Below are 20,270 nucleotides of genomic sequence, written 5' to 3' on the forward strand. Positions count from 1 at the left end.
GTGGTCAGCCGTCCCGTGCTCGTCCCGACCGCCGAGCGCCTTCCCGACGTGCGGCGGATCGCCGTGCTGCGCGCCAACGCGCTCGGCGACTTCATCTTCGCCCTGCCGGCGCTGGACGCGTTGCGCGCCGCGTACCCCTCGGCGGAGATCGTGTTGCTCGGTGCGCCGTGGCACGCGAAGCTCTGGCGCGACCGGCCCGGCCCGGTGGACCGGGTGCTGGTGGTGCCGGCGGCGCCCGGCATCCGTACGGCGGAGCCGGGTGAGCCGGAGTCGTCGATGGACGACTTCCTGGCCGCTGCCGCCGGTGCGGAGTTCGACCTGGCGGTGCAGATCCACGGCGGGGGCGCCAACTCCAACCCGCTGGTCAGTCGGCTCGGTGCCCGGTTGACCGTCGGCCTGCGCAGCGAGGACGCGCCGCCGCTGGACCGGTGGCTCCGCTACGTCTACTACCAGCACGAGGTGATCCGCTACCTGGAGGTGGTGGCGCTGGCGGGAGCGCCGGCCACGACCATCACGCCGAGGCTCGCGGTGACCGACGCCGACCGGGCCGAGGCCGCCCGGGTACTCGGCCCGGCCGACCGTCAGCGGGTGGCGCTGCATCCGGGTGCCACCGACACCCGCCGCCGCTGGCCCGCCGAGCGCTTCGCCGAGGTGGCCCGTGCGCTGCACGCGGACGGCTACGAGGTGCTGGTCACCGGCACCCCGGCCGAGCAGGAGGTGGTGGACCGGGTCGTCGCCACGGCGCAGGTGCCGGTGCGCCCGCAGGTGGGCACGCTCAGCCTCGGTGGGCTGGTGGGTTGCTACGCCGACTGCGCGGTGGTCGTCTCGAACGACACCGGCCCGCTGCACCTGGCCGCCGCGGTGGGCGCTCCCACGGTGGGGATCTTCTGGGTCGGCAACCTGATCAACGGGGCGAGCCCGCTGCGGGGCCGGCACCGACCGATCAGCTCGTGGACCGTGCACTGCCCGGTCTGCGGGGTCGACTGCACACCGGGCATCTACCCGCACCGGCCGGGCGACGGCGAGTGCCCGCACCGGGACTCGTTCGTGACCGACGTCCCGGTGATCGAGGTGCTGGAGGCCGCCCGGGAGGTGCTCGGCCGGTAGGTCACGCCAACTGCGGGGTGTCCTCGTCGGCGAGGACGACCTCCCACGCCTCCACGTCCCGGTCCGTGACGGTGGTGGGGGACTCCAGGTGGTACGCGCCGCTGGGCAGGATGCCCGCGCCGCCGTAGCGGGACATCACGGCGAGCTGCGCGGCCACGTCCTCGCCCTGGTGCTTCTCCTGCACCCGACGCCAGAAGTCGAAGCCGCCGGCGTCGACGAGCTTGGCCCGGTCGTAGAGCACGCAACCGCCGATCCAGGAGACCTTGTACGCCCGCCACGCCCCCGGCGGCAGCGCCAACTGCTCGGTGATGTGCAGCAGGTTCGCGGCGGAGTGGATCCGGGCCCGGTTCCACTGCGGGGTGTCGGGCCGGATCCGCTCCGGGGTGGGCGGGCCGGCCCACTCCTCGTAGAGGCCGTGCGTCTCCGGCCGCACGTCATCGGTGTACGACAGCCCGTGCACGCCGTTGCCGACGAACCCGCAGCCCAGCTCGCCGATCGCGGTGACCAGTCGGCGCAGCGCACCCGGTGCCAACCAGATGTCGTCGTCGAGGTTGAGGACGTACCGGGCGGTCGAGGCGGCGAGCAGGTACGCCCGGTGTTCGGCCAGCCCTCGCCGTGGCAGCCGGCGGGTCAGCAGCACCGGGTGACCCCGGTGGCGCAGCGCCCGGACCATGGTGGCTGCCGCGGGGTGCGCGTACGCCGGTTCACCGTCGGACTGATCGCTGACGACCACACCGAAGCCGGGCAGCCCGTCCTGGGCGGCGAGCCCGCTCAGCGTGACGGCCAGCTCGGCGGGCCGGTTCCGGGTCGGAATCAGCACGTCGAGCAGCCGGTCCGCCCGGAATGCCGCCGGGGTGCCGAGGTCGAGGGGGCGGTTCACGACGCCTGGGTGTGGGTGCGCAGCGACGGGTCCGGCTCCCGGTCGTCGACGTGCGGCGACAGGTCCTGGCTGTGCGACCGGATCCGCTCGATGATGGCGGAGGTGGACCGGTCCGGCACGTACCCGAGGGTGCGCACCTGGCCGCCCAGCCGGCGCACCAGCGGCGCCTCCGGCACCAGCTCCGGCGGATAGTCGCCGCCCTTGACGTACACGTCCGGCTGGACCGCCTCGATCAGCGCGGCGGGTGAGTCCTCCTCGAAGACCACCACGTGGTCCACGCAGGCGAGCGCGGCGAGCAGGGCCCCCCGGTCCTCGACCGGGTTGACCGGCCGGTCCGGGCCCTTCAGCCGCCGTACGCTGCCGTCGGAGTTGACCGCCACGATGAGCAGGTCACCCAACGCGCGGGCCTGCTCCAGGTAGCGCACGTGCCCCCGGTGCAGCACGTCGAAGCAGCCGTTGGTGAAGACGATCGACCGTCCCGCCTCGCGGTGTTCGGCGACGATCGTGTCCAACTCGTCCCCACCGACCAGCGCGGGGTGGCCCGTGGTGTCGGTCGGCTGGTCGAGCGCGGCGAGCAGGTCGTCGCGTCGGCACACGCAGGTGCCGGTGTCCGAGACGGTGATGGTGGCCGCCAGCTGGGCGAGTTGGGCGGCGGTGGGCAGCGGCGCGTCGGCGGCCAGGGCCAGCGTCATCGCCGCCAGGTACGCGTCGCCGGCACCCACGGCGTGGCTGGCCGGCACCGGGGTGCTGTGGCTGCGTCGTGGCTCCCCGTCCGCGCCGCCGACCACCGCGCCCTCGGTGTCCAGGGTCACCGCGACCACGTCGGCGCCGGTGTGCGCCCGCAGTTCGGCCAGCCGCGACTCGGCCAGGACGGCCCGGTCGACGCCCTCACCGGCCCGGGTGTTCACTGTGACACCGGTGCCGGTGACGCTGAGCCCGTCGTCGGTGAGGGCCACCCGTCCCTCGCCCGGGGTGGGCTCACCGACCGGCCCCGGGGCAGTGCTGCCGGTGCCGTCGTCGGCGCGTACCGCGCCCGGGGCGGCGCCCACTGTCATCTCGGAGGGACCGTCGGTCGGGTCGCCGTGCGGGTGTTCCAGGTGCAGTTCCGTCCCGCCGGTCGGTCGGGTGGTGCCGCCCGCGCGGGCCAACAGCCGGGTCGCCTCGGCGAAGCTGGGGGTGACCACTGTCGGCGCGAGGCCCCGCCAGTCGGCCAGGTCGTGGGCGTCCAGCGCGACGGTGGCGTACCGCTCGCGGTTGTCGACCAGCCACGCGCGGACCGGCGCGGGCAGCGCGCCCAGGCCGTAGTCGCAGACCACCAGGGTCGGCGCTTCCCCACCGGCGGCGGCGCGCAACTCCTCGGTGGCGCACCTCAGGGCGGTCAGCAGTCGGGCCACCCCGTCGTGGTCCAGGGCGTCCTCCGGGTCGCCGGAGTCCTCGCGCAGGAGGATCTGGTTGCCGGCCAGCATCCGCCGCTTCACCGGGGTGGGCCGCCCGGGCTGGTTGACAGTGCGGTCCCAGACGCCCGCCCGGTCCAGGCAGTCGTGCAGTTCGTCCCCGGCGACGTCGGCGCCGACCGGTGCCACCAGCACCGCCCGGCCACCGAGGGCGGCGACGTTGACGGCGGTGTTCGCGGCCCCACCGGCGGCGGAGATCCGCCGTCGCAGGGTGAGGACGGGGGCGGGTGCCTCCCGGCAGAGCCGGTCGGAGTCGGCGAACCGCCATTCGTCCAACATGGCGTCACCGACGATCAGGACTGGGCGTTCGAGCCAGCTCTCCACGACGGTGGCGAGCCGGCGCTGTTCCGCTGCTGCTCCTGCCATGCCCCTCCGGGTCCCCAGCGGCCTGGCCGACAAACCTGGCTGGCGACTGGTCCCGCCGCTGGTCATGCCACCTTCGGTGGCGCCTGGCCGGTCCGAACGTCTCCGACCCGTTTCGGGCGTTCGAGCGCGGGAAGGGGATTGAGGTACCCCCGGAGAGGAGATGTCCGAGATGGCAGCGACATTGCAGGGCAAGCGGATCGCCTTCCTGGCCGCCGACGGCGTCGAGGAGGTCGAGTACGTCCAGCCACGCGAGGCGGTGGAGAACGCCGGCGCGACGGCGGAGCTGGTCTCGCTCAAGCCCGGTTCCATCCAGTCCTTCAACCACCTGGACCAGTCCAAGACCTACGACGTGGACGTGACGGTCGACAAGGCCGACGCCGCCGGGTACGACGCGCTGGTGCTGCCCGGTGGGGTGGCGAACCCGGACTTCCTGCGCGGCGACCCGGACGCGGTGCGGTTCGTGAAGGCGTTCTTCGACGCGGGCAAGCCGGTCGGGGTGATCTGTCACGGCCCGTGGACGCTGATCGAGGCGGACGTGGTGCGCGGCCGGCGAATCACGTCCTGGCCCACCCTGCGTACCGACCTGACCAACGCCGGAGCCACCTGGGTGGACGAGGAGTGCGTCACCGACGGCAACCTCACCAGCAGCCGCAAACCCGACGACCTCCCCGCCTTCTGCGCGGAGATCACCAAAACCTTCACCACCCCCTGACCCCGAACCTCCCCGGTTGATCATGAAGTTATTGCCGCCTCGCGCGGCGTGTCGTGGCAATAACTTCATGATCAACGCTGCTGGGGTGGGGTTTCGGCGCATGTTCTGCGGGTGACGGGATAGAAGGGCACATGACCACCGAAGCCTCCGACGCGCCGGTGCTGAACCGTCAGCAGATCCGGCTGCTCATGCTCGGCCTGATGACCGGCATGCTGCTGGCCGCCCTCGACCAGACCATCGTCGGCACGGCACTGCCGACCATCGTGGGCGAGCTGGGCGGGATCAACCACTACTCCTGGGTGGTCACCGCGTACCTGCTCGCCTCGACCGCGTCGACGCCCCTGTACGGCAAGATGGCCGACCTGTACGGGCGTCGACCGGTCTTCCTCTTCTCGATCGGCACGTTCCTGGTCGGGTCGTTGCTGGCCGGGCTGTCGCAGAACATGACCCAGCTGATCGTCACCCGAGGGATCCAGGGTCTCGGCGCTGGTGGTCTGCTGACGCTGGCCTTCACCATCATCTCGGACGTGGTGTCACCCCGTGAGCGTGGCCGCTACCAGGGTCTGTTCGGCGCGGTCTTCGGGATCTCGTCGGTCGCCGGGCCGCTGGTGGGTGGTTACTTCGCGGAGACCGACTGGCGATGGATCTTCTACATCAACGTGCCGTTGGCGATCCTGGCCATCGTCGTCTGCTACCACGTGATGCGGCTGATCCCGTTCGAACGTCGGGACCACTCGATCGACTGGCTCGGTGCCGGTCTGCTGGTGGCCGGGGTGAGTTCCCTGCTGCTGGCGCTGAGCTGGGGTGGCAACGAGTACCCCTGGGGCTCTGGCGTGATCATCAGTCTCTTCGTGGTCGGCGCGGTGCTGGGGGTGCTCTTCGTCCTCCAGGAGGCCCGGGTGGCCGAGCCGATCCTGCCGCTGCGGTTGTTCCGCAGCGCCACCTTCGCGCTGGCCAACTCGGCGCTGCTCGTCATCGGTCTGGTGATGTTCGGTTCGATCATCTTCATCCCGCTGTACCTGCAGATCGTCAAGGGCGCGTCGCCGACCCAGAGCGGTCTGCTGATGCTGCCGATGATGGCCGGCATCATCATCACCTCGATCCTGACCGGTCGCGCGATGACCCGGATCGGCCGCTACAAGTGGTTCCCGGTGGCCGGTTCGGTGACCCTTCTGGCCGGCATGTTCCTCTTCACCCAGCTGGCGGTGACCACCTCGCTCTGGGTCGCGTTCGGGTACATGGTGGTGATCGGCATCGGGTTGGGTCTGTGCATGCAGTCGCTGATCCTGGCGGTGCAGAACGCGGTCTCCGTCCGCGACCTGGGGGCGGGCACCTCCTCGGCGACGTTCTTCCGGTCGCTGGGCGGTTCGTTCGGGGTGGCGATCCTCGGCACGGTGCTCTCGTCCCGGCTGACCGGCGGGCTCGCCGACCGGTTGCCCGGCGCGATCGCGCAGCTCCCGCCGCAGGAGCAGGCCGCCGTGGCGGCGAGTGGTGGCACCAACATCTCGATCAACGATCCGGCCACCATCCTGGCCCTGCCGGGGCCGGTCCGCGCGGCCATCCAGGGCGCCTTCGTCGACGCGCTGGACATGGTCTTCCTGACCGCCGGCCTGATCGCGATCGTGGCGGTGGTGGTCACCCTGACGCTGCCCAACACCCAGCTGCGGGGCGCCGGCCCGAAGGGCGCCACCGGTGGTGCCGACCCGCTCGGCGGCGAGGCCCCGGCCCCGGGTGGCAAGCCGCTGACCCGCGAGTCCAAGGAGGAGGCGGCCGCCGACATGGAGGCCAAGTCCCAGACGATGATCTGAGTGCGGCCGGTTGGTCAGGCGGGGCGGCGGTAGACGCCGTACCACCAGGTCGCCGCCAACTCCCGGGCGGCCGCCGCGTCGGTCTCGGGGTCGGCCGAGGTGGCGCTGACGTGATCGGCGAGGAAGCGGTCACCGCCGATCACGATCAGTCGGCCCGCGGTCTCCGGGTCGACGCCGGCGGGGGTCCGTCCGGCCTCCTGCTCGACGCGGAGCGCCTGAACGGTACGAGCCACGAACCGCTCCAGCCCCGCCGCCCAGTACTCGCGGACCACCTCGTCGTACGCGGCGACCTCGCTGACCGCTGCCAGGACCGGGGCATATGTCCGGTAGATCCGGATCACGTCGGCGAAGACCTCGGTCAGCGCCACGAGCGGATCGCCCGGCCCGGCCGGACTCCACTCGCCGGTGCGGCCGAAGGAGGTCTCCCGCATGGTGCCGGCCAGGCGCATGAGCAGTTCGGTCTTGTCCCGGAAGTGGGTGTAGAAGGTCGATCGCGCCACCCCCGCCTCGGCGGCGATCCGCTGTACCCCGAGATCGGTGAAGCGGATGCCCTCCCGCAGCAGGCGCTCGGTGGCCGCCAGCACCCGTGCCTCGACGGCGGCTCGTCCGTCGGGGTTGCGCGGGCGGCGGCGGGTGATCGAGGGCATAGCCGGAATCCTAGGTGGCCGGGGGCCGGATGGGCGACGTACGCTCGTTGCCGGACACAGTGTCCGACATAGTGACCAGGGAGGGCCTGACCTCGGCCTCCCCCCACCACGAGGAGCAAGACACGTGAAGTACCGACTGCTGGGCACCACCGGGGTGTACGTCTCGGAGATCTCGCTCGGCGCGATGACCTTCGGCGGCAGCGGGCACCCACTCTGGGGCACCCTCGGTGGGCTGGCGCTGCCCGAGGTGCAGCGGCTGGTGGACACCGCGCTGGACGCGGGCGTCAACTTCGTCGACACCGCCGACGGCTACAGCGACGGCGAGAGCGAGGAGCTGCTCGGCAAGGCGCTCGGCAAGCGGCGACGCGACGTCGTGCTGGCGACGAAGGTGCACTCCCGCACCGGGCCCGGCCCGAACGACGTCGGCACCTCCCGGCTGCACATCATGCAGAACCTGGAGGACAGCCTGCGGCGGCTGGGCACCGATCACATCGACCTGTACCAGATCCACAACTTCGACCACATCACTCCGATGGAGGAGATGCTGCGCGCGCTCGACGACGCGGTCCGGCAGGGCAAGGTCCGCTACATCGGGGCCGCCAACTTCGCCGCCTGGCAGATCTCCAAGGCGCTGGGCATCTCCGCCCGGGAGAAGCTGGCCGGGTTCGTCTCGGTGCAGGAGTACTACTCGCTGCTGGGCCGGGACGTGGAGCGCGACGTGGTGCCGATGGCGCTCAACGAGGGAGTCGGGCTGACCGTCTGGAGCCCGCTCGCCGGTGGATTCCTCTCCGGCAAGGTCAGCCGGGACGGGGCCGTCGCCGACAGCGGCGCGCGCAGCGCCCAGCCCGGTTACGCCAGCTTCACGCCGTTCGACCCGGAGCACGCCTTCGGGGTGGTCGACGTGCTCAAGGGCGTCGCCGAGCGGCACGAGGTCAGCCCGGCCCGGGTGGCGGTCGCCTGGCTGCTGTCCCGGCCCGCGGTGACCAGCGTGATCGTCGGAGCCCGCAAGCACGAGCAGCTGGTGGACAACATCGCCGCCTCGGACCTCACCCTGACCGAGCAGGACCTCACCGAGCTGGACGAGGCCACCAAGCTGCCGGTCGCGTACCCGAACTGGATCCAGGAGGGGTACTTCGCGGGGGTTCGGCTGCCCCAGTAAGGCACGGCCCCGGAGTCAGCGGACTCCGGGGCCGACCTACTTCAGGATGAGCCGGTTCGTCTGCTCGAAGACGTCCAGATCGGCCAGGGTCTCGATGACCGAGGTGGAGAGCGGGGCGGGGAACCGGTCCCGGGCGAAGAAGCCCGCGTCGGTGGTCTCGTCGGTGACCCGGGCCAGTTGCCCGTCCCACTCCTCCACCTTGAACGCCGTCGTGAACACCTGGTACGTGTGGCCGTACATGTTGGTGCTCGTCCGGTCGGGGCCGGTGTAGAGGGCGAACGCGCAGACCCGCAGGGCCCGCAGCCCGGTTTCCTCACGGACCTCGCGGACCGCGCAGTCGGCGATCGACTCGCCCAGTTCCATCGCGCCGGCCGGCATGGCCCACTGGCCGTTGTCCGAGCGTTTGATCAGCAGAATGCGTCCGGCGTCGTCGTTCACCACGGCACGGGCGCCGACGAACATCAGCGTCCGGTCCCCGGCGAGCGCGCGCAACTGCCCCACGTATGAGTCGGCCCAGGAGATGCTCACCTGCGACAACTTACGGGGGTTCCCAACGTGTGACCCGCGACACTAGCTTGTTACCCATGCGTAGCACGATGATGGACGCCCCTCTGCAGATCTCCCGGATCCTCGAGCACGGCGCAGGAGTGCACGGCACGGCCGAGGTCGTCACCTGGACGGGTGCCGAGCCCCGCCGGATGACGTACGCCGAGGTGGGCCGGGCCGCCGCCCGGTTGGCGCACGCGCTGCGCGACGAGTGCGGGGTGACCGGCGACGAGCGGGTCGCCACCTTCATGTGGAACAACAACGAGCACCTGGTCGCCTACTTCGCGGTGCCGAGCATGGGCGCGGTGCTGCACACGCTCAACATCCGGCTCTTCCCCGACCAGGTCGTCTACATCGCCAATCACGCCGAGGACCGGGTGGTGCTCGTCGACAGCACGCTGCTTCCGCTGCTGGCCCGGGTGATCGGCGAGCTGAGCACGGTGCGGCACGTCGTGGTGGTCGGTGGGGGTGACCCGGCGCCGCTGGTGGCGGCTGCCGGTGACCGGATCACCGTGCACCACTGGGACGCGTTGCTCGCCGACCGGCCCGAGGCGTACGACTGGCCCGAGGTGGACGAGCGCGACGCCGCCGCGCTCTGCTACACCTCGGGCACCACCGGGAACCCGAAGGGTGTGGCCTACTCGCACCGGTCCATCTACCTGCACTCGTTGCAGGTCTGCATGCCGGAGGGTTTCGGTCTCGGGCCGACCGACCGCGAGTTGGCCATCGTGCCGATGTTCCACGCCATGTCCTGGGGGCTGCCGTACGCGGCCTTCCTCTCCGGCGCGTCGCTGATCATGCCGGACCGGTTCCTCCAGGCCGCGCCGATCGCCGAGATGATCGCCGCCGAGCGACCCACCCTGGCCGGTGCGGTGCCGACCATCTGGACCGACCTGCTGGCCTACCTGGACACCCACGACGTGGACACCTCGTCGCTCGGTGAGGTGATCGTCGGCGGGTCGGCGTGCCCGCCGGCGTTGATGCACGCGTTCGACGAGCGGCACGGGATCGAGGTCATCCACGCCTGGGGGATGACCGAGATGTCTCCGCTGGGGTCGGTCTCGCGTCCGCCCGCCGGTGCGACAGGTGAGCAGGCGTGGCGTTACCGCTACACGCAGGGGCGGGTCCCGGCGGGCGTGCAGGCGCGGATCGTCGGCCCGTCGGGCGAGCCGATGCCCGCCGACGGCACGGCCGTGGGCGAGTTGGAGGTCCGTGGGCCGTGGGTGACCGCGCGGTACGTCGGTGACGACGCCCCGGAGGAGGAGAAGTTCCGCGACGGCTGGCTGCGTACCGGCGACGTGGGCACCCTCTCGCCGGACGGGTACATCACGCTGACCGACCGCGCCAAGGACGTGATCAAGTCCGGTGGTGAGTGGATTTCGTCGGTGGAGCTGGAGAACGCGCTGATGGCCCACCCGGCGGTGCTGGAAGCGTGCGTGGTGGGTGTCCCGGACGAGCGGTGGGACGAGCGGCCACTGGCGACCGTGGTGGTCCGGGAGGGCGCGTCGGTGACCGCGGAGGAGTTGCGGGACTTCCTGGCCGCGTCGGTGGCGCGCTGGCAGTTGCCCGAGCGCTGGGCGTTCATCGACACCGTGCCGAAGACGAGCGTGGGCAAGTTTGACAAGAAGGTCGTCCGTTCGCGGTACGCCGGGGGTGAGCTGACTGTCCGGGAGCTGACAGCCCCGTAACGTTTTGCCGGGCACTGTCGCCTGTTGGGGCGGGAGTACTCCTGCAACAACCCTCCCCAGGGGCGGCCCCGGCGTTCGCACCGCGCCGGGGCCGCCCGCTCCATGCGGGGTGACCCGCACCATCATTGTTGCGAAAGTTATTCGCTTCTGTCCTGCTGACGGGGAAATCAGGCGGTCGGCGACCCGATCAGGCGTCGCTGGTGGTGATGAGCACCTTGCCCACCGTCGAGTCCTCCACCGCCTGGTGCGCCGCTGCCGCCTCGGCCAGAGGGTAGTAGTGCAACGGCAGCCCGGCGTCCGCACCCACCCGGATGCCGCCCTGGCTGGCCGCCGCCGCCACGTCCTTCACGCCCAGCGCCTTGGCCGCCTTCGGCTCCGTGTAGACAAGCACGAACTGCCAACGGGCGTTCGGCGCCATCATCGCCCGGATCGGGATGCTGACCTCGCCCCCACCGTCGTCGGCGTACATGCAGACCGCGCCGCCGTGCCGCAGCACCTGCGCGTCGATCGGGGCGTTGCGGGCGGGAGAGACCTCCACGATCGTGTGGACCCCGTCGGGGGCGATCTTGTGGACCTCCTCGACCACGTCCTGCTCCCGATAATTGATCACAAAGGAGGCGCCGGCCGACGCGGCGAGCTGCGCCTTCTCCGCGCTGCTCACTGTGGCGATCACCGTGGCGTCGGACCACAGGGCGAGCTGGATCGCGGCGTTGCCGACCGCGCCCGCGCCGCCCTGAACCAGGACCGTGTGATCCGCCAACGCGCCGGCCCGCAACGTGTCCGGCATGAACTCACCAGCGGTCAGACAGCGGTGCGCGGTGAGGAACGGAATGCCCAGGGCGGCGCCCAGCTCGAACGGGGCGTCGCCGAGGCGTACCGCCTGCCGGACCGGCACCAGCGTGTACTCCGCCGCCGTACCCCACTGTCGCTGCCAGGCCGCTTCCCAGATCCACACCCGCTCACCGATCAGGTCGGGGTCGACCCCCGCGCCGACCGCCTCGACCACCCCGGCGCCGTCCTGCCCGGGAATCTGCCACCCGTCCGGCGGTGAACTGCGGCGGGACTTCCAGTCGGTCGGGTTCACCCCAGAGACCGCCACCCGCACCAGGACCTCGCCCGCACCCGGTTCCGGCACCGGCCGGTCGACCAGACCCAGCACCGACGGGTCGCCGGTGCGCTCGTACACGATGGCCTTCATCCGTGGTCTCTACCCGGCTCGGCCCCGGTCAACCCAGCTCGTCCACCAGCTCCGGGGTCAGCGCACCGATCGCGTCGAGCGTCACCACCGCCAGCCCGGCGGCGTCCGGATCGAGCGGGTACGAGCCGTGCGGCACCGCCACCACCCGCATCCCCGCCGCCGCTGCCGAACGCACCCCGTTGGACGAGTCCTCCACCGCCACGCAGCGGGTCGGGTCGACGCCCAGGCGCCGCGCCACGCTCAGGTAGACGTCCGGCGCGGGCTTGCCCCGCTCGGTCTGCTCGGTGGAGAGGGTGGCGCCGAACGCGTCGGTCAGGCCGGTCGCCGCCAGCGCCGCCTCGATCAACCGGGTCGGCGACGAACTCGCCAGCCCGAGCGGCCACCGCGCGGCCAGCCGGCGGACGACCTCGTCGGCACCGTCGATGAGGGGTACGTGCTCCCGGTAGCGGCGGGTCATCTCCTCGACCACCTCGACGGCGACCTGGTCGGCGGTGCGCCCGACGCCCAGCTCCCCGCTGAGGTAGTGGGCCCACTCGCCGGTGCTCATCCCCATCAGTCGGCGTTGGGTGTCCGGCTGCCACGTTCCGCCGTGCGCCGCCACGTACGCCCGGCGGACCTCCTCCCACACGGGCTCGGAATCCACGATCACGCCGTCCAGGTCGAAGACCACCGCATCCGTCACGGGCCCATCCTGCCCGACCGGCGGGTGATCGTCAGCCGGGCAGCGCCGGCAGCCCGACCGGGCTGCCCTCCGGGACCAGGGTGTGGCAGGAGCGGGCGATCGGCTCCAGCAACTCCCGGAGCCGGTCCGTGTCGTGCGGGGTGAACGCCCGCCACGGGTGCGCGGCGGCCCGGTCGGTGGCGTCCTCGACGGCCTGGAGCCCGGCCCGGGCATCGTCGGTGGCAGCACCGTCACCGGTCAGCCAGCAGTGCTCGGTGAGCCGCTCACGGGCGGCCTGCCACTGCTCCTCGGACCAGCCCCGGCCCAGCAGGTACTGCGGCGGCGAGCCGTCCAGCGCCACCCGCGCGGTCAGGGTCTCCACCGGGTCCAGCCCGGCGGCGACCAGCGCCGCCACGTGCCCGTCACCACGGTGCTCGCGCAGTGTGGTGGCGGCCTGCCACAGCCGGGCCAGCGGGTACTCGCCGGCCGGGAGCGCCGCGTTGGCCGCGCCGAGCACCCGGCCGGCGGTCTGCGCCGCCGACGCCGCCCGCTCCAGCAGGTCGGCCGCCTCCACCAGGTGTGACTCCGGCAGCTCGTAGGTCAGCTCGGCGAGCGCCTGCACCGCGCCGGTCAGGCGGGCCCGCAACGCCTCCTGCGGGGTGGCCAACCGCCACACCGCAGGCAGCGCGCGGGCCACCATCGGCGGTGCGAAGGTGAAGAAGGCGGCGACCACCGGGGCCGCCTCGGTGGCGCCCAGTGGCGCGGCCCGGCCGGCGAAGTAGCCGCGCCAGTAACCGCGCAGCCCCACCGCCTCGTACGCGGCACGGGCCCGGGGGTGGAGGTAGGTGACGGCGTGCACCGGCTCGAAGTACGCCCACATCGACCGGGCGGTCCGCCCCGGCTCGTCCAGCGCCGTCACATGCACCTCCGCGTCCGGTTCCAGCTGGGCACCCCGGGCGGCGAACCGCCCGGGGTGACGCCGAACCTACTGCCGCTGGGTGACGGGCCGGAAGCCCCATGTGAACAACCCCATCGCGTCCCGGCAACAACCGGGACGATCCGGGCAGGTCACTGGGCGGCGAGCACGTCCACCACGAAGCGCAGCGGACCGGTCGGACGTCCACCGGCGGCGGCCTCGTCGTTGCCGTACGCCAGCTCGCCCGGAATGTCGAGCTGCACCCGGCTGCCCACGGTCACCCCGACCAGGCCCTGGTCCCAGCCCGGGATCACCTGGCCGACGCCGATCGGGAAGGTGGCCGGCTGGCCGGCCTTCCAGGAGGAGTCGAACTCCTTGCCGTCCTTGTAGAACACCCCCACGTAGTTGGTGGTGATGTTCTGGCCCTTCTGCACGGCCGGCCCGGTGCCCTTGATCAGCGGCGTGACGACGAGCTTCTTGAGCTCACCGGTGCCCGGCGTCACCGTCGGCTTGCTGCCCAGCGCGGGATCGGCGCCCTCGGGCAGCTGCGGCGCGGGAGGTGCGCCGGCCTCGTCGGGGGCCGGGGCGGAGGCGGACGGGGTGGAGTCGGCCGAGTTCTTGGGCTTGTCGTCGCCACCGCCGATCGTCACGAAGACGCCGATCAGCACCCCGACCACGGCGACGGCGGCGAGGCCACTGGCCCACGCGTTGCGCTTCCGCCTCCGGTCGGCGGCCTTCTTCGCCGCCAACTGCGCGGCCAGCCGTCGCCCCGACTTGGTCGCCGGGCTCTGGTCTGGGCCCTTCTGCTGCGTCCGCTCGCTCACGTCGTCGACTCCCTGCTGCGAAGTGTGGCCGGCACACCCGGTGCCGGGGGGAAAGCCGACGCACACGGTACCCGCAACGCGGCCTACCGTGCCCGCCGCGGACGCCCCGGATCGCCCAGCGCGACAGTTCCGGGGCGTTCTCGGGCGGCTATTCCGGGACGACCATGAAGTCGGTCACGAACGAGGTGACCCGGTCATCGGCGGCCCGACCGATCCAGGTGCCGTAGCAGCCGTCACCCCAACCGCTCGCCACGGTGACCACGTTGGCGCCGCTGACCTCGTCCAACACCGCACCGATCAGCCCCGGGACCGGGGACGAGGGCAGTTCGGCGGGGATGAAGACCTCCTCGACCCGATCGGAGTCCCAACCCTCCAGGACGGCGAGCGCGCTCGGGTCGGCGAAGGTGCCGACGCCGGCGTCCACCCCGTACCCGAAGTAGTCGTCAGCGCCGAGCGTGGCGACGTCCTGGTCACCCGCGACGGCCGGATCCCAGCGGACCGTCGGCTCGGCGGAGACGACCAGCTCCAGCGCGGCGACCCGGCGGTCCACCTCGGCGTCCTCCCGGAGCACCACCGCCACCCAGGCGCGGGCGGGATACCGCCCCGGGGGCACGGTCACCGTGAACGGCTCCGCCTCCGGGCAGACCAGCGGGTCACACCCGACCACGCGGCCGGTCGGCAACACGATGTCGCCCACCGGGTGGACCTCGATCAGGTATCCGCCGTGCTCGTCGGTGAAGCGGGCGCCGGGCGTCAACAACCGGTCCAGATCAGGGGTGTACGGCATGGGGGCTCCTCCGGTCGCCAGCGGCCGGCGGAGCGTACCCGGCCCGACGGACACCGCCGTCGGGGCCGTACGGTCAGGCGCTCTTGCGGGGTGCGGTCTTGCGCGCGGCGGTCTTCTTCGCCGGCTCCGCCTTCTTCGCGGCGGTCTTCTTCGCGGCGGTCTTCTTCGCCGGCTCGGCCGCCTTCTTCTCGGCCGTCTTCTTCGCCGCGGTCTTCTTCGCGGGCGCCTTGGCGGCCTTCTTCTCCGCTGCCTTCTGTGCGGACCGGGCCGACGAGATGGGCGTCGGCTCGCCAGCACCGCCACCCGCGCGGGCGGGCTGCTCGCCGCGAGCCGCCTTGGCGCGCTCCACCGACGCCTTCAACGCGGCCATCAGGTCCACCGCCGCGGCCGGGGCCTCCTCGACCTCCTCCGGCTGGACGACCTCGCGACCCTCCACCTTGGCGTCGATGACCTCCTGCAACGCGGCCCGGTAGTCGTCGGTGAAGACATCCGGCTCGAACTCGCCGGTCATCGAGTCGATCAGGGAGCTGGCCATGGCCAGCTCCGGCGGGCGCACCTTCAGGTCCTCGTCGAGGAAACCGAAGTCCGGGGTACGGATCTCGTCGGGCCAGAGCATGGTGTTGAGCAGCAGCACACCCTCGCGGACCCGCAGCGTGGCCAGCTGTTCCCGCTGGCGCAGCGCCACCTTGACGATGGCCACCCGCTCCGAGTCGATCAGCGCGTCGCGCAGCAGCACGTACGGCTTGGTGGCCGCGCCCTCCGGCTCCAGGAAGTACGCCTTGTTGTAGAGGATCGGGTCGACCTGTTCGGCCGGGACGAACTCCAGCACGTCGATGGCGCGGGAGCTGGTCAGCGGCAGGTCGGCGAAGTCCTCGTCGGTGAGGATCACCATCTCGCCGCCGCCGATGTCGTAGCCCTTGGCGATGTCGTCGTAGGTGACCTCCTCGCCGCAGACCGAGCAGGTGCGCTTGTAGCGGATGCGACCGCCGTCCTCGCGGTGCACCTGGTGGAACCGAATGTCCTTCTCCTCGGTGGCGGAGTAGAGCTTCACCCCGATCGAGACGAGCCCGAACGACACGGCTCCCTTCCAGATGGCACGCATCCTGCGCTCCCTTCCCCGGTATCGACCATGCTCGCATCCGAAAGAACCGGACGCGAGGTGTTCGGCCTGCTACTACAGTCGGGTCGTGCCCGGCGCGCCGCTCAAGCCGATGCTCGCGATGACCGGGCCGCTCCCGGCGGGTGACGGCTGGGCGTACGAGTTCAAGTGGGACGGCGTCCGCGCGCTCGCCGACATCTCCGGCGGCGACCAGCACCTGTATGCCCGCTCCGGCGTGGAGATCACCGCCGCGTACCCGGAGCTGGCCACCCTGCCCGAGCAGGTCGACGACGCGCTGCTCGACGGCGAGGTCGTGCTGCTCGGGCAGGGTGGGCAGCCGTCGTTCACCGCGCTGGCCGAGCGGATGCACGTACGGGACCGGAACAAGGCGGCCCGGTTGGCGGCGGTCATGCCGGTGACGTACATGATCTTCGACCTGCTGCGGCTGAACGGCGACGACCTGACCGGCTGGCCGTACGAGCGCCGCCGGGAGGCGCTGGACGTGCTCGCTCTCGGCGGCCCCCGGTGGGCGGTGCCGCCGATGTTCGCCGACGGCCCGGCGACCTACGAGGCGGCCGGCGAGCACGGCCTGGAGGGGGTGATGGCCAAGCGCGTCGGTGCCGTCTACCGCCCGGGGGTGCGCTCGCCGGACTGGGTGAAGGTCAAGCTGGAGGTGACCGGCGACTTCGTCATCGGCGGTTGGCGACCGGGAGCGCGCCGGATCGGCGGACTGCTGGTGGGGGTGCCCGGCCCGGACGGCCGGCTGATCTACCGGGGCCGCGTCGGTGGTGGGATCGGTGCCGCCATCGAGCGGCAGCTCCTCGCCGAGCTGGAGCCGCTGCGCTCCGGCGTGTCACCGTTCGCCGCGGGTGTGCCGCGCGAGGATGCCCGGGGCGCCATCTGGGTAGAACCCCGGGTGGTGGTGGAGGTGAAGTACGGCCAGCGCACCCCCGACGGCCGGCTGCGCTTCCCCCGGGTGCTGCGGTTGCGCCCGGACAAGCCTCCGGAGGAGGTCGACGATGCCGGCTGAGCGGCTACGGGTGGACGTCGAGGGCCGCTCGCTGGAGCTGTCCAATCTGGACAAGGTGCTCTACCCGGCGGCCGGGTTCACCAAGGGTGAGGTGATCGACTACTACACCCGGATCTCCCCGGTGCTGCTGCCGCACCTGCGGGACCGACCAGTCACCCGGATCCGCTTCCCCAACGGGGTGGACGACAAGTCGTTCTTCGAGAAGAACACGCCGGCCGCGACCCCGGACTGGGTGCGGGTGGAGAATCTGCCCGCGCCCGGGTCGACGAAGGGCCGGGAGACCATCGACTACGTGGTCGCCGACGACCTGCCCACCCTGGTCTGGCTGGCGAACCTCGCCGCCTTGGAGCTGCACACGCCGCAGTGGAAGGTCGGCGAGCACCCGGACATGATGGTCGTCGACCTGGACCCGGGACCGCCGGCCGGGCTCGCCGAGTGCTGCCCGGTGGCGGTCCTGATGCGCGACCGGCTCGCCGACGACGGCATCGAGTCGTACCCGAAGACCTCCGGCAAGAAGGGCATGCAGCTCTGCTGCCCGATCGCCGGCACCCAGTCGTCGGACGACGTCTCCGCCTACGCCCGCCGGATCGCCCAGGAGTTGGAGAAGGCCCACCCGAAGCTGATCGTGTCGAAGATGGCGAAGAACCTCCGACCGGGCAAGGTCTTCATCGACTGGAGCCAGAACAACGCGGCGAAGACCACCGTGGCGCCGTACTCGCTGCGGGCCCAGTCGGTGCCGTCGGTGTCGACGCCGCTGACCTGGGACGAGGTGGAGACCGGCGCGCGCGGCCGGAAGCCGGCCGTCCGCCAGTTCACCGCCGCCGAGGTCCTGGACCGGGTCGAGGAGTACGACGACCTGCTCGGCCCGCTGCTCGACGGCGGCCCGGAACTGCCGGTAACGGGCTGAACCTGACTCGGCCGGTCGGCGGTCACCGTCGGTCACCTCCGTCGGGGCGGATGTGACAGTGAGCGGTATGCCTCAGAGGCATCAATATGACTCTGAGGCATACCGCTCAACAGCACGTCGACCTGGCGGGCCGGGTCGCGCACGGCCCGTGCCGGATCAGCGGTGTCCGAAGACCTTCCGGCTGGAGCCGAGGCGCAGCAGCACCGTCTCGCCGGTGGCGTCCTGGACCGCGTCGTTGTCGGTGATCGCGTACACCTCGCCGTTGCCGGCGACAGTCAGACCCTCCAGCTTCTCCTGGGTCCAGCCGTTGGTGGCGCGCAGCGCGGGCAGCACGTCGACGGCGAGGCTCTTCGGCAGCACTGTCAGCGGGCCGGTGGCAGCCGCACCGGGCAGCGGCACCGTGTAGATCCGCTTGACGGTCGCGGCCGGGCCGTTCAGCTTGTCCCGCTCGATGACCGCGAGCCGGTCGCCGACCACCGTGATCTCGGAGAGGCCCATCCAGTCGCCGGGCACACTGGTGGCCCCCAACCGGTAGCCGAACCAACTCCAGGTGCCCGCCGCGACGTCGTACCGACCAAGTCGGACGATGCCGGCCGGATCGGTGCTCAGCTCCCGCTGCACGGCCACCCAGACGATTTCCCGACCCTGCCGGTCGGTGGTCGCGGTGACCCCCTCCAGGCCCTGCTTGCCGAGGCCGGCGGCGACCTCGGCGGGCAGCGCGACGGTCTGCCGGGTGACCCCGGCGGCGTCGAGCCGGACCAGCTTGTTCTGCGCGCCAGTGGCGCCCTCCACGGCGAGCCAGAAGCCACCCTGCGGGCGGGCGAACACGCCCTCCGCGTCGTAGCCGACCGGCGCGCCGGCCGCGTCCCGCACCGGCAGCGCACCGGTGATCACGGCCGGCGTCCGCTTCGTGTCGATGGTGAGGATGCGGGTCTGGCTGTACGCGGCGTCGGTGACGCTGTAGAGCTGGTCCCGCTTGCCCGGGACCGCGCTCAGCGCGCCGAGCGCGCCCCAACCGATCGGGGCGCCCGCCCGGTCGGTGCCGGAGACGATGCTCGGGAAGGCCGGGGTGCCAGTGCCGAGCTGGAACAGCGACACCGAGGCCCGGACGTTGACCGAGGCGTCGTCCTCCTCGCTGGAGACCGCGAGCAGCCCGCGCGACGGGATGGGCAGCAGCCCCTCCGGCCCGTTGGTGGTCGGCAGCACCTGCCGGAACACCGGCCGGGTGGGGTCGCTCAGGTCGTAGACGGCGACGAAGTTGCTCCGTTCCGAGCCGACGAACGCGTACCGCACGCCGTCGTACTCGGCGACCGCCACGCCCTCCGGCTCGGTGCCCTTCTTGCCGGCCCGGTCCTCGTTGTGCAGCCCGTAGGTGACGGCGAGCCGCTCGAACGTGCTGCCGGCGTCCCAGGCGACCCGTCCGCTGCGGCTGTCGAAGACCGACCAGCCCCGGGTGCCGCCGCGCCAGTCGCCCTCGTTGGCCGTGGCGAGATAGCGGTCGTCGATCCAGGCCACCGCGTCCGGCTCGCGCGGCACGTCGGTGATGCTGCCGGTCAGGTCGATGACACCGTCCTTCCTGGTGTCGATGCCGCTGATCGTGGCGGTGCCGGCGCTGAACACGCTGGTGATCCGCCCGGTGGGCAGGTCGACCACCGCGACGCCGTTGTTCTCCTGCAGCGTCACTGCCAACTGGTTCCGGCTGTTGATCGAGACGTACTCCGGCTCGGGGTCGGTCGGCGCGGCGAGACCGGCCCGCACCAGCGCGGGCAGCGCGCTGCCGTCGACCCGGTCAGCGCTACCGGCCGCAGCCGCCAACCGGCCGGGGACTTCCCGGTCAGGTCGACGATCTGCACGAAACCGGCGGGTGCCTGGGGCAGGTCGCCCTCCTCGCCGCCGGGCGGGGTGGCCTCCTCGTCGCGCTCGTTCTCGATGGCGATCGCGGCGTACCGCTTGTCAGCGCTGATCGCGATCGAGTCGGGCTGGCCGCCGAGGTCGAAGCTGGCCACCCGCTGCCGACTGGCCAGCTCGATCACGTCGAGCCGGCCGGACGGCGCGGTGAAGCTGGCGCTGGTGTTCACCACCACCAGCACGTACCTGCCGACCACGGCGACCGAGGTCGGCTCGTCCTCGGCGTCGCCGAGCTGCGCCAGGGAGAGCGTGCCGAGGCCGCGCGGCCGGTCGGCACGGGAGATGTCCAGGAAGCCGATGCGCCGGGCCAACGCGTCGGTGTGGATCAGAGTGCGACCGTCCTCGCTGACCGCCGAGATCTCGGCGACCGTCGCTGTCGTCGGATCCTCGCCGGCCGGGCGGTTCTGGAAGACCGGGTACGTGGCGACCCGGTCGAAGGCGAGCGACCTGGCTGGGTGGTGGTGCCCGCCGGCCGACGCGGGAGTGGCCCCGGTCAGGCTGGCGGCGGCGACACCGGCTGCGGTGAGCGCGGTGAATGCTCTTCTGAGTGTCAAGGACTTCCTCCGTTAGGTC

The 20,270-nt window shown here is 72.0% G+C and carries 19 protein-coding genes; 7 read left to right on the plus strand and 12 right to left on the minus strand.

Annotated features, from left to right (window positions below; translation table 11 throughout):
* Positions 1–1,107: a glycosyltransferase family 9 protein gene (locus tag QCZ28_RS01325; protein WP_279514823.1), complete on the plus strand. Its 1,107-nt coding sequence runs from the start codon at positions 1–3 to the stop codon at positions 1,105–1,107.
* 1 nt (position 1,108) lies between these two features.
* Here the strand turns inward: QCZ28_RS01325 and QCZ28_RS01330 are convergent, their stop codons facing one another.
* A complete protein-coding gene (locus QCZ28_RS01330) occupies positions 1,109–1,987 on the minus strand; it encodes a glycosyltransferase family A protein (RefSeq protein ID WP_279514824.1) in 879 nt (292 codons plus the stop codon).
* Entirely contained in the window at positions 1,984–3,807 is a 1,824-nt protein-coding gene (rfaE2, locus tag QCZ28_RS01335) for a D-glycero-beta-D-manno-heptose 1-phosphate adenylyltransferase (RefSeq protein WP_279514825.1), read from the minus strand. The genes QCZ28_RS01330 and rfaE2 overlap by 4 nt, the downstream gene beginning before the upstream one ends.
* A 169-nt stretch (positions 3,808–3,976) precedes the next feature.
* Between rfaE2 and QCZ28_RS01340 the strand changes: the two genes are divergently transcribed.
* Positions 3,977–4,519, plus strand: a complete 543-nt coding sequence (locus QCZ28_RS01340; RefSeq protein ID WP_279514826.1) for a type 1 glutamine amidotransferase — start codon at positions 3,977–3,979, stop codon at positions 4,517–4,519.
* A gap of 131 nt (positions 4,520–4,650) precedes the next feature.
* Entirely contained in the window at positions 4,651–6,327 is a 1,677-nt protein-coding gene (locus QCZ28_RS01345) for an MDR family MFS transporter (RefSeq protein WP_279514827.1), read from the plus strand.
* Positions 6,328–6,341: 14 nt separating this feature from the next.
* On the opposite strand, the gene QCZ28_RS01350 is transcribed toward QCZ28_RS01345, so the two are convergent.
* Positions 6,342–6,974 (minus strand): TetR/AcrR family transcriptional regulator, encoded by a 633-nt coding sequence (locus QCZ28_RS01350; RefSeq protein ID WP_279514828.1) that lies wholly within the window; start codon positions 6,972–6,974, stop codon positions 6,342–6,344.
* A gap of 124 nt (positions 6,975–7,098) precedes the next feature.
* Between QCZ28_RS01350 and QCZ28_RS01355 the strand changes: the two genes are divergently transcribed.
* Positions 7,099–8,133: an aldo/keto reductase gene (locus tag QCZ28_RS01355; protein WP_279514829.1), complete on the plus strand. Its 1,035-nt coding sequence runs from the start codon at positions 7,099–7,101 to the stop codon at positions 8,131–8,133.
* Between the two features lie 36 nt (positions 8,134–8,169).
* Here the strand turns inward: QCZ28_RS01355 and QCZ28_RS01360 are convergent, their stop codons facing one another.
* Positions 8,170–8,661, minus strand: a complete 492-nt coding sequence (locus tag QCZ28_RS01360; protein WP_030334282.1) for an NUDIX domain-containing protein — start codon at positions 8,659–8,661, stop codon at positions 8,170–8,172.
* Positions 8,662–8,717: 56 nt separating this feature from the next.
* On the opposite strand from QCZ28_RS01360, the gene QCZ28_RS01365 reads away from it, so the two are divergent.
* On the plus strand, positions 8,718–10,367 hold the full coding sequence (locus tag QCZ28_RS01365; protein ID WP_279514830.1) for a fatty acid--CoA ligase: 1,650 nt from the start codon (positions 8,718–8,720) through the stop codon (positions 10,365–10,367).
* Positions 10,368–10,554: 187 nt separating this feature from the next.
* On the opposite strand, the gene QCZ28_RS01370 is transcribed toward QCZ28_RS01365, so the two are convergent.
* From QCZ28_RS01370 to QCZ28_RS01395, 6 genes are all read right to left on the minus strand, one after another.
* Positions 10,555–11,565: an NADPH:quinone reductase gene (locus QCZ28_RS01370; RefSeq protein WP_279514831.1), complete on the minus strand. Its 1,011-nt coding sequence runs from the start codon at positions 11,563–11,565 to the stop codon at positions 10,555–10,557.
* A 28-nt stretch (positions 11,566–11,593) separates the two neighbouring features.
* Positions 11,594–12,247, minus strand: coding sequence for an HAD family phosphatase (locus QCZ28_RS01375; RefSeq protein WP_279514832.1), 654 nt, complete (start codon positions 12,245–12,247; stop codon positions 11,594–11,596).
* 31 nt (positions 12,248–12,278) lie between these two features.
* On the minus strand, positions 12,279–13,106 hold the full coding sequence (locus QCZ28_RS01380) for a hypothetical protein (RefSeq protein WP_279515284.1): 828 nt from the start codon (positions 13,104–13,106) through the stop codon (positions 12,279–12,281).
* Positions 13,107–13,294: 188 nt separating this feature from the next.
* Positions 13,295–13,966 carry an FKBP-type peptidyl-prolyl cis-trans isomerase gene (locus QCZ28_RS01385; protein WP_279514833.1) on the minus strand — a complete coding sequence of 224 codons (672 nt, stop codon included), beginning with the start codon at positions 13,964–13,966 and terminating at the stop codon, positions 13,295–13,297.
* A gap of 148 nt (positions 13,967–14,114) precedes the next feature.
* Entirely contained in the window at positions 14,115–14,753 is a 639-nt protein-coding gene (locus QCZ28_RS01390; RefSeq protein WP_279514834.1) for a DUF4241 domain-containing protein, read from the minus strand.
* 73 nt (positions 14,754–14,826) lie between these two features.
* On the minus strand, positions 14,827–15,855 hold the full coding sequence (locus QCZ28_RS01395; protein ID WP_030334296.1) for a Ku protein: 1,029 nt from the start codon (positions 15,853–15,855) through the stop codon (positions 14,827–14,829).
* A gap of 85 nt (positions 15,856–15,940) precedes the next feature.
* Between QCZ28_RS01395 and ligD (QCZ28_RS01400) the strand changes: the two genes are divergently transcribed.
* The gene (gene ligD, locus QCZ28_RS01400; RefSeq protein WP_279514835.1) at positions 15,941–16,882 is read left to right on the plus strand and encodes a non-homologous end-joining DNA ligase; all 942 of its coding nucleotides are present in this window, start codon (positions 15,941–15,943) and stop codon (positions 16,880–16,882) included.
* Positions 16,872–17,789 carry a non-homologous end-joining DNA ligase gene (gene ligD / locus QCZ28_RS01405; protein WP_279514836.1) on the plus strand — a complete coding sequence of 306 codons (918 nt, stop codon included), beginning with the start codon at positions 16,872–16,874 and terminating at the stop codon, positions 17,787–17,789. Before ligD (QCZ28_RS01400) ends, ligD (QCZ28_RS01405) begins: the two co-directional genes overlap by 11 nt.
* 156 nt (positions 17,790–17,945) lie before the next feature.
* On the opposite strand, the gene QCZ28_RS34475 is transcribed toward ligD (QCZ28_RS01405), so the two are convergent.
* Both QCZ28_RS34475 and QCZ28_RS01415 read right to left on the minus strand, forming a co-directional pair.
* Positions 17,946–19,547, minus strand: coding sequence for an esterase-like activity of phytase family protein (locus QCZ28_RS34475; protein WP_347815077.1), 1,602 nt, complete (start codon positions 19,545–19,547; stop codon positions 17,946–17,948).
* A complete protein-coding gene (locus QCZ28_RS01415; RefSeq protein WP_279514837.1) occupies positions 19,469–20,251 on the minus strand; it encodes a hypothetical protein in 783 nt (260 codons plus the stop codon). Before QCZ28_RS01415 ends, QCZ28_RS34475 begins: the two co-directional genes overlap by 79 nt.
* Positions 20,252–20,270: the final 19 nt, after the last annotated feature.

Origin of the sequence: Micromonospora sp. DH14, assembly GCF_029809455.1 — a bacterium.
GTDB classification, from domain to species: domain Bacteria; phylum Actinomycetota; class Actinomycetes; order Mycobacteriales; family Micromonosporaceae; genus Micromonospora; species Micromonospora parva.